Source organism: Lysobacter niastensis (genome assembly GCF_015453285.1).
Taxonomy (GTDB): domain Bacteria; phylum Pseudomonadota; class Gammaproteobacteria; order Xanthomonadales; family Xanthomonadaceae; genus Lysobacter_J; species Lysobacter_J niastensis.
This window is the reverse complement of sequence record NZ_JADLZT010000003.1, coordinates 485623-494695: the sequence shown is the minus strand read 5'-3', so window position 1 is coordinate 494695 and position 9073 is coordinate 485623. Positions and strand designations below refer to the sequence as shown.

The window sequence follows — 9073 nt, the reverse complement described above, 5'->3', positions numbered from 1 at the left end:
TGCTCCCCCCGCACTGAGGGGCTTTTTTTACGTTTCCGCCGCGCTGGCCCGTTTCCCAAACAGCCCCCCCCCCCCCGCCCGCGGGGGGGGGGGCGGTCGACAGCATCAGCAGCATGGCGACGAGACGGCGCATGGCTCAGTGGCCTTCCGATGCGTTCGCCGGCTTGCTCTTGCGGACCTGCGCAGCCTCTTCCTTGCTGACCTTGCCGCCCGGGTTGGACCAGCTGTTGAGCACGTAGGTGGCGATGTTGGCCACCTCATCGTCGTTCAGCTGGCTCATTGGCGGCATCAACGAGTTGTAGTCCTTGCCGTTGACCTTCACCGGCCCCTGCAGGCCGTGCAGGATCACGCTCGCGACGCGCTTGGGATCGGCCTTGATGTAGTCGGAGGCCGCCAGTGGCGGGAACACGCCTTCGAGGCCCTGGCCTTCCGGCTGGTGGCAGGTGGCGCAGGTGCCGGCGAACAGCGCCTTGCCGGCCTTCACCTGTTCGTCGACGGTCAACGCGCCGGTCGTCGCCGCCGCGGCCGCTGTTGCGACGGCCTGCATGTTCGGCTGCGCGCGATCGCCCAGGTAGACGTAGTCGACCTCCTTGCCCGAATAGATCGCTTTGCGCTCTTCGCCGTCGGCCTTGAGGATCGCCAGCGCGCCCTTGTTGAATGCACGGAAGATGCTGTGGTCAACCAGTACGTAGCTGCCCGGTACTTCCATGTGGAACTCCATCATCGCGGCGCCGCCTGCCGGAATCAGCGTGGTCTGCACGTTCTCCTGGAACTTGGTGCCGCCCTCGTACCAGACCTTGTCGAAGATCTCGCCGATGACGTGGAAGCTCGACACCAGGTTCGGTCCGCCATTGCCGACGTAGAGGCGCACGGTTTCGCCTGTCTTGGCGCTGAGCGCCTTGTCGCCGGTGAGCGCGCCTTCGCTGCCGTTGAACAGCACGTAGGTCGGGTGTTCCTCGATGGCTTTTTCCATGTCGAAAGGCTGGTGGCCTTTCTCGCGGTACTTGCCGGTCGTGTAGAAGTCGCCCTGCATCACGTAGAACTCCTTGTCGACCGCCGGCAGGCCTTCCGGCGGCTCGACCAGGATCAGGCCGTACATGCCGTTGGCGACGTGCATGCCGACCGGTGCGGTGGCGCAGTGGTAGACGTAGAGGCCGGCGTTGAGCGCCTTGAACGTGAAGCGCGAGGAGTGTCCCGGCGCGGTGAAGCTGGATGCCGCGCCGCCGCCCGGGCCGGTAACGCCGTGCAGGTCGATGTTGTGGGGCATCTTGCTGTCGGGCATGTTGCGCAGGTGGAACTCCACCGTGTCGCCCTGGCGCACGCGGATGAAGCTGCCGGGCACCGTGCCGCCGAAGGTCCAGAACGTGTAGGTGACGCCTTCGGAGATCGGCATCTCCTTCTCTATGACGTCGAGCTTCACGATCACCTTCGCCGGCGCCTTGCGGCCAGTGGCGGGCGGAACCTGCGGCGGTTGCGTCAGAACCGCATCGACGGGCTGGCCCTGGGGAGGACCGAAGTCGCCTTTGGCGGAGCCTCCCGTGTCGTCCGCAGCGGCGGACCGGTCGGCTTTGTCGCTTGCCGCATCGTCCTGCTTGCCGCGGCAGCCCGGCAGGGCAGCGACGGCCAGAGCCATGGCGGCGGTCAATGCGAGAGTGCGTGTGATGGGTGGCATCGCTATTCCCCTTCTCCTTGTCTGCACCGGCATTCGCCGGACTGGCCTCAGGGTGGGCCGAAGCCCTGCCTGCGTTCTTGAGCCCGGTCAAATCCTTGTGGCGGCGTGGCGCCGGCTTGACCTGGATCAAGACTGATAACGAGCCTCGTGCGATCAACCGGCCTGCCACAGATGCAGCAGGCCCAACGGGTGATGAGTTCGTGCAATCGTCAACATGAAGGTGAATACCAGTAGCGCGAGCACGTAGCAGGTGCGACGCGCGCCGACGGTCCGCGCACGCTTGAGCGCGAACATACCCAGCCCGACATACACCACCAGCAGCACCAGCTTGGCCGCCAGCCAGCCGTTAGCGAACATCGCACCGGGCAGGATCGTCGCCAGCATCAGCGCAGCGGTCAGCAGCACCGTGTCGATCGAATAGCTCAGGTAGCGCACGGGCGACAGCATGGCGAGGCGCGACCGACCGATCTGCACCAGCAGGCCGCGCAGCAGGAACAGGCTGCCGCTGGCGAGCACGGCGGCGATATGGATCCACTTGATCTGCGGGTAGAACTCGATCATGGCGTCAGCCCGCCTTGCCGTCCGCGCGCGGGCTCAGATAGATGCGCCCGATGCGCGTCACCCACGGGGCGAGCGCGACCAGCCAGCCCGCTGCGGAGACGACGTACCACAGCAATGGATCCGAAGCGGCCTCGCCGATCACACGCATCAACGTCACGATCTGGATCGCGATGAACGCGAACCAGGCCGCGCCCGGCATCACCAGTGCACGGCCGGAGTGCCCCTGCGTCACGCGCGTGACCATCGCCACCAGCACGCTGCCGAAGAAGCCGACGAACAACGCATGCGCCGGTGCGCGTCCGAGCCAGAACACGCCCGTCAGCAGGTACGCGATGCTCTGGCCTGCGTACAGCGCGAAGGCGATCGGCAACCACGCCAGTCCGATGAACAGCACCGTCAGCAGCGCCGGCTTGCGTCCACGCGGCCACCAGCGCCAGCACAACGCCAGCGTGAGTGCGAACAGCGGCACGTCGGCCAGCCACAGCCAGGAGTAGGCATGGACCAGCTCCAGCGACAGGTGCAACAGGCACAGCGCCATCGCCAGCCCGAGCAGCCATAACGGGCGCCACGGCGTGTAGCCGGGAACGACATTGCCGGCGAAGAACGGGAACATCCTGTGAGCCACCGCAAGGTAGATCGGCAGCAGCACGCCGAAGCTGCCGACTTTGATGCTCGCGAACGCCCAGAGCGGCGACGCGCCGAACACGTACGCGGCCCACTCCAGCAATCCCAGCAGGCCCATGCACAGCGCCGCGAAGCACGCCCGCGCGTGCCAGGTGCGTCCCTTCTCGCGCCACAGCAGTGGCCCGAGCGTCGCCAGCGCGGCGATCCAGCCGGCCAGCGTCATCAGCAGGCCCACCACGATGCCGGCCTCCCAGCCGAAGAGTCCGAGCAACGTCGCGACCTGGCCCCCGAACACGCCCAGCCCGACTGGCAGGTAGCGCCAGCGTTCGAGTTCCGGCAGTCCCATCCAGCGCGGGAACACGGTGAGCAGGAAGCCGAACACGAAGCTCGGCAGCATCTGGTACTGCATGATGAAGGCATGCAGCCATCCCGCGGGTTGCGAAGGTCCGGGCCATTGCAGGCCGGGCCAGCGCGAGCTGGCGAGCCACGCGGCCCACCAGGCCATGGCGAGCAGCAGGTTGCTGGCGCCGATGAAGAACATCAGCCGGTGTGGGGTGTGCGCGAGCAGGCGCGGCGTGAGTGGGGGGGCGGAGTGCACGGTCTGGTCCATGTGCGCAGTGTCGAGTTGGAAACGCCGACCCGCCTTGATCCAGGTCAGACCGAAAAAGAAAACCTCCGGGATCACCGGAGGTTTCCTGCAGAGGCCCGGTCGCGCCGGCGGGTCAATGCTCCCGTGCCCTTGCTCCTTCCACCTCGATGGCGGGGCGCGGTGCGACCCACAGGCGGAACACGAACCAGGCCAGCGCAACCGCGCCGACGCTGAAGATCGTGTCGCCCGGAACCCGCATCCACACCAGCATGTCGACGATGGGCTGCTGCATGAACTCGGCCGAACGCGCGTAGGCGTAGCCGTGGTCGATCGCGGCCAGCAATTGCATCGTGCCCAGCGGCAACAGCGTGAGCAGTGCCATCAGCGCCAGTCCGATGTTGAGGCTCCAGAACGCCACCTTCAGCGGGCGCGTGTCCCAGTGCATCTGCCCGCGCAGGCCGCGCATGCAGAACAGCATCAGCGCGATGCCGAGCATGCCGTACACGCCGAACAGCGCGGTGTGGCCATGCAGCGGCGTCAGGTTGAGTCCCTGCATGTAGTACAGCGACAGCGGCGGATTGATCAGGAAGCCGAACAGGCCTGCGCCGACCAGGTTCCAGAACGACACAGCCATGAAGAACAGGATCGGCCAGCGGTAACGCGCCATCCACGGTGTGGACTTGCCCATCTTCCAGGTGTGGTAGGCCTCGAAGCCGATGTAGGCCAGGGGCACGACTTCCAGCGCACTGAAGCTCGCGCCCAGTGCCACCACCGCCGTCGGTGTGCCGACGAAGTAGAGGTGGTGCAGCGTGCCGAGCACACCGCCGGTCATGAACACGATCGTCGCGAACAGCACCGCGGTCGCGGCGGACTTCGTCTGCACCAGGCCGAGCTTCGCGAAGATCAGCGCCATCACCGCGGTCGCGAACACCTCGAAGAAGCCTTCCACCCACAGGTGCACCAGCCACCAGCGCCAGTACTCGACTTCCGAGATGTGCGTGTGTTCGCCCCACATCAGGGCAGAGGCGAAGAACAGGCCGATGCAGACCGTGGAGAGGAACAGCAGTCCGACGATTGCCTTGGTGTCGCTCTTCGGGCCTCGCAAGACCGGCCATAGCGCGCGACCGACCAGGGTCAGCCACAGCAGCAGTCCGATGAACAGGAACCACTGCCAGAAGCGGCCCATGTCCGCGTATTCCCAGCCCTGGTGGCCCCACCAGAAGTTGTTGGCCAGGCCGAGCTTCTGCATCACTGCCAGCCACTGCCCAGCGAACGAGCCGACGACGATGATCAACAGGCAGGTGAAGAGGAAGTTGACTCCGAACCGCTGGAACTTCGGCTCATGCCCTGACAACGCCGGTGCGATGTACAGCCCGGTGCCCAGCCACGCCACCGCGATCCATAGCACCGCCAGCTGTGTGTGCCAGGTGCGGGTGATCGAGTACGGCAGCACTTCGGACAGGTTGAAGCCGTAGGCCTGCTGGCCTTCGACCTGGAAGTGCGCGGTCATCGCACCGAGCAGGATCTGCGTGAGGAACAGCGCCAGCACGACCCAGAAATACTTGGCGGTCGCGCGCATCGATGGCGTGATCCGCAACGAGGCCAGCGGATCGGTCGCGGGCAGAGTGTGGACTTCGTCCTGCCCATGCGTGCGGGCGTGGTGCCAGCCCAGCAACGCGATGCCCGCGATCAGGAACAGCACGCTGAACACCGACCAGAGCCACAGCGGCGCCGGCGGCGTGTTGCCGATCAGGGGTTCGCTGGGCCAGTTGTTGGTGTAGGTCACCGCCTTGCCGGTGTCGCCCGCGGCCTGGGGGCGCTCGGTGGCAGCGGCCCATGCGGTCCACCAGAAGAAGGCGGTGAGCGCCTGGCGGTGTCCGGCATCGGGCACCGTGTCCTCCTTCATCGCGTAGGACTCGCGCAGCGAATGTGTGGCCGGATCGTTGCCGAACAGGCTTACGTAGTGTGCGGCGACATTGGACATCGCCAACGCGCGATCGCGGTCGACGGTGATCGTCTTCGTCGAGGCGTCGTAGGTATTGCGGCGCATCGACGCCTGCAGACGCGCACGCAGCGCGCCCTGCATCTCGGCCGGCAATGCCTCGTACGACGCTGCGCCACCCTCGGCACGTGCCCACAGGTCGAGCACGCCGATGGCCTCGCGATGCAGCCAGTCGGCGCTCCAGTCCGGTGCGACGTAGCCGCCATGGCCCCAGATGGAACCGAGCTGCATGCCGCCCATCGACTGCCAGACCTGGCGTCCGCGCTCGATGTCGGCGCGCGTGTACAACGTTGTTCCGTCCGGCGTGGCGACGCGTTCGGGGACGGGAGGGGCTGCGCGGAAAATCTCGCCCCCGGCCCACAGCAGCACCGAGAACGAGACGACAAGCAAGGCCGCCAGGCCCAGCCATAGATTTCGGGTCTTGCCCATGCTGAATCTCCATTAAGACTCGCGCATGTTCGACCCGGCCCGAAGCGGCCGCCTTGACCTGGATCAAGGGTGTCGAGGGCGGCTTGGGCCGCGGTGTTGTCGTGCCTCAGTGGCGCAGGACAGGCGCCGCGAGGACCTCCAGGGCCCTGGTATTGACCAGCTCCACTTCGCGGCGATCCACGCGCAGCCAGTTCTCCTGCTGGAACCGGCGCAGCACGCGGCTGACGGTTTCAGGCGCCAGGCGGAGATAGTTGGCGATGTCGGTGCGCGCCATCGTCAGCTGGAAGCGGGTCGGCGAGAACCCGCGCGCGGCGAGGCGCCGCGAAAGGCCGATCAGGAACGCCGCCAGCCGCTGGTCGGCGGACCAGTCGCCGGCGAGCAGGGAGGCGCGGCCGATGTCGCGGCTGAGCAGCCGGAACAGTTGCCGCTGCAGTCCCGGCACGCGCGAAGCCAGCACCGCGACCTTCGGGAACGAGAAGCGACACAGCATCACCGTGTCCAGCGCGATGGCGTTGCAGGGGTAGTGGGCCTCGTCGATCGCGTTGAGGCCGATCACCTCGCCGGGAAGATGGAAGCCGAGCACGTGCTCGTGACCTTCCTCATCGATGACATAGGTCTTGACCGTGCCCGCCCGGACGGCCGCGATGGCGTCGAAGGGATCGCCCTCGCGGAACACGTGGTCGCCGGCATGCAGGGGGCCGACGTGCTCGACGAGCACGTGCAGGTCCATCAACTCGGCCTTGTCCATGCCTTCGTCGAGGCAGGCCTGGGAGAAGGCGCAGGTCGAGCAGAAGTGGAGGGCATCGCCGTCGTTGGCGAGCGTGCTGGCATCCGTGCGCGGAAATGCGACCCGGCTCATCGGCCGCTCCGCCACGCAGGCAGGTGGGTCTGGAATGAGCAGTGCCGGGGGCGGGGCGTTCGGGACATGGCGGCTATGGTACGCAACCCGCGCGGGGGTTGAGGATCTCCGGCGCGGGTCAGTCGCTGCCCAGTTCGTAACTGAAGGTGTAGAAATGCCGGCCGTCGACGATGTCGATGGCCATGCGGCCGGACAGTCCGCGCAGTTCGCCGGTGCCCGAATCCGGCACCACGGTCAGCGATAGCGACGGCGTGCCGCGGTCCAGCGTGCCGTTGTGCTGCATGAAGAACGCGCCGCTGCGGCCGTCGAGCGAGCCGGCGATGCGCTCGATCGCGACGTAGGCGGCCGAGCCTTCCACCTCCGTGCCGACGGCGAGCATGTGCACGACGCTGGTGGCATCGAGCGGTCCGTTGAAGTGTTTGTCGAAGCGGATGTGGCCGGCCGCCGCGCCGTCGCCCAGGTCGCAGGCGCCCTGCGGGCTGCGCTTGACCTCGAACTCGCCCTTCACCTGTCTTTCCATGGCCGCTCCTTCCACATGGGGAAGGAGCATCCTCGCGCAGGCCGCGGTTGGTTGCCACTGCAACTGTTGCTATGCGATCCGGGTTTGCCTAGGCTGCAGGGCATCGCGGATTCCCATGCCAGCCGGCCCCGTCTCCCGATCAGCAGTAACCCTTGCCGCATCCCTTCGATGCGGAAGCTCCGTCCGTAGTGCCGGCTGCATGTGTCTCCGCGGGAACCTTCCCACAGGAGCATGCGATGAAAGTGCTGGCTTGCGATGGCATCCACGAAGACGGTCTGGCCCTGTTCCGCAACGCGGGCTGGGACGTCCAGGTGGCCCCCGATCCGATCAAGGACCCCGACGTGCTGGCGCTCGCGCTGGCCGACGTCGATGCCGTACTGGTGCGCTCGGCGACCAAGGTGCCCGGCGAAGCGCTGGCGCGCGCCGAGAAGCTGCGCGTGATCGGCCGCGCCGGTGCCGGTGTCGACACCATCGACGTCGACGCGGCGACCAATCGCGGCATCGCCGTGATGAACGCCCCTGACGGCAACACGCTGGCGGCGGCCGAGCACGCGATCTCGCTGCTGTTCGCGCTGGCGCGCCACATCCCGCGCGCCGATGCCGGCATGAAGGCAGGGCAGTGGCCCAAGGCCGGACTCACCGGTTTCGAACTGGAAGGCAAGAAGCTCGGCGTGATCGGCCTGGGCCGCATCGGCGGCACGGTCGCGCGCAAGGCGCAGGGCATCGGCATGGAAGTCGCGGCGCACGATCCGTTCCTGCCGGCGGCGGCAGCCGGCAAGGGCAGCGTGCCGCTGAAGTCGCTGGACGAACTGCTCGCGTGGGCCGACATCGTCACGCTGCACATCCCGCGCACGAAGGAAACGACCAACCTGCTGTCCGAAGCGCGCATGCGCACGATGAAGCCGGGCGCCTACATCATCAACGCCGCACGTGGCGGACTGGTCGACGAGGCGGCGCTGCTGCGCCTGCTCGACGAGGGCCAGATCGGCGGCGCCGCGCTCGACACGTTTACCACCGAGCCGCTGCAGTCCGACTCGCCGCTGCGTGCGCACGAGAAGCTAATCCTGACGCCGCACCTGGGCGCGTCGACCAGCGAGGCACAACAAGCGGTCAGCACCATCCTCGCGCGGCAGATCATCGACTTCGTCGCCACCGGCGCGGTCGCCGGCTGCGTCAACCTGCCGCCGCTGACGGCCGAAGCCGCGCGCGAAGTCGGCCCCTGGATGCCGCTGATGTCGGCGCTGGGTCGCCTGGCGTCGCGCCTCGTACCCGCGCCGACGCGACTGGAGATCACCTATGCCGGACGCACCGAGGCGCTCGACACGCGTCCGTTGTCGCGCCTGCTGGTCGCGGCACTGCTCGGCACGCATTCCGGGCGCGTGACGCCGGTGAACGCGTTGCAGGAAGCCGCTGCGCGCGGCCTCACCGTGGCGGAAACGGTGGGCGGCGACGGCGACGGCTTCGATCGCCTGCTCAAGCTGAAGGTGGTCGGCGACCATCGCACGCGCGAGATCGAAGCGACGCTGCATCGCGGCCCGCGCGTGGTGCGGCTGGATGGCGTCGAGATCGACTTCGATCCGCAGGCGCACGTGCTGCTGATGCGCAACGAGGACCGTCCCGGCATGATCGGCACGGTCGGCACGCAACTCGGCGCGGCCGGCATCAACATCGTCAACTTCGCACTTGGCGCGGCCGGCGACGGCCAGGCGCGTGCAGCGATCACCATCGACCGCCCGGTCACCGACGAGCAGCTCGCCACGCTGCGCGCCACGCCCGGCATCCTTTCGCTGGCACAGGTTTGAGGGCCTCACACTACC

At 67.4% G+C, this 9073-nt stretch carries 7 protein-coding genes; 1 reads left to right on the top strand and 6 read right to left on the bottom strand.

Features of this window, described 5'->3' with window-relative positions:
* Positions 1-136: 136 nt before the first annotated feature.
* The 6 genes from nirK to IU514_RS07495 form a co-directional block, all read right to left on the bottom strand.
* Entirely contained in the window at positions 137-1672 is a 1536-nt protein-coding gene (gene nirK, locus IU514_RS07520) for a copper-containing nitrite reductase (RefSeq protein ID WP_194930456.1), read from the bottom strand.
* Positions 1673-1825: 153 nt separating this feature from the next.
* The gene (locus IU514_RS07515) at positions 1826-2233 is read right to left on the bottom strand and encodes a SirB2 family protein (RefSeq protein ID WP_194930455.1); all 408 of its coding nucleotides are present in this window, start codon (positions 2231-2233) and stop codon (positions 1826-1828) included.
* Between the two features lie 4 nt (positions 2234-2237).
* Positions 2238-3455, bottom strand: coding sequence for an NnrS family protein (locus tag IU514_RS07510; RefSeq protein WP_324187793.1), 1218 nt, complete (start codon positions 3453-3455; stop codon positions 2238-2240).
* A 124-nt stretch (positions 3456-3579) separates the two neighbouring features.
* The gene (locus IU514_RS07505) at positions 3580-5877 is read right to left on the bottom strand and encodes a nitric-oxide reductase large subunit (RefSeq protein WP_194930453.1); all 2298 of its coding nucleotides are present in this window, start codon (positions 5875-5877) and stop codon (positions 3580-3582) included.
* Positions 5878-5983: 106 nt separating this feature from the next.
* On the bottom strand, positions 5984-6736 hold the full coding sequence (locus tag IU514_RS07500; protein ID WP_194930452.1) for a helix-turn-helix domain-containing protein: 753 nt from the start codon (positions 6734-6736) through the stop codon (positions 5984-5986).
* Between the two features lie 118 nt (positions 6737-6854).
* Positions 6855-7256 carry a DUF3224 domain-containing protein gene (locus tag IU514_RS07495; RefSeq protein WP_194930451.1) on the bottom strand — a complete coding sequence of 134 codons (402 nt, stop codon included), beginning with the start codon at positions 7254-7256 and terminating at the stop codon, positions 6855-6857.
* 236 nt (positions 7257-7492) lie between these two features.
* Here IU514_RS07495 and serA point away from each other — a divergent pair, with 236 nt between their 5' ends.
* On the top strand, positions 7493-9058 hold the full coding sequence (gene serA, locus IU514_RS07490) for a phosphoglycerate dehydrogenase (protein WP_194930450.1): 1566 nt from the start codon (positions 7493-7495) through the stop codon (positions 9056-9058).
* Positions 9059-9073 lie beyond the last annotated feature (15 nt).

What these genes read in the sequence shown, in the direction of transcription:
- serA (WP_194930450.1), top strand. Translation starts at nt 7,493, where the DNA reads ATGAAAGTGCTGGCTTGCGATGGCATCCACGAAGACGGTCTGGCCCTG.
- IU514_RS07500 (WP_194930452.1), bottom strand. Translation starts at nt 6,736, where the DNA reads ATGAGCCGGGTCGCATTTCCGCGCACGGATGCCAGCACGCTCGCCAAC.
- IU514_RS07495 (WP_194930451.1), bottom strand. Translation starts at nt 7,256, where the DNA reads ATGGAAAGACAGGTGAAGGGCGAGTTCGAGGTCAAGCGCAGCCCGCAG.
- IU514_RS07505 (WP_194930453.1), bottom strand. Translation starts at nt 5,877, where the DNA reads ATGGGCAAGACCCGAAATCTATGGCTGGGCCTGGCGGCCTTGCTTGTC.
- IU514_RS07515 (WP_194930455.1), bottom strand. Translation starts at nt 2,233, where the DNA reads ATGATCGAGTTCTACCCGCAGATCAAGTGGATCCATATCGCCGCCGTG.
- nirK (WP_194930456.1), bottom strand. Translation starts at nt 1,672, where the DNA reads ATGCCACCCATCACACGCACTCTCGCATTGACCGCCGCCATGGCTCTG.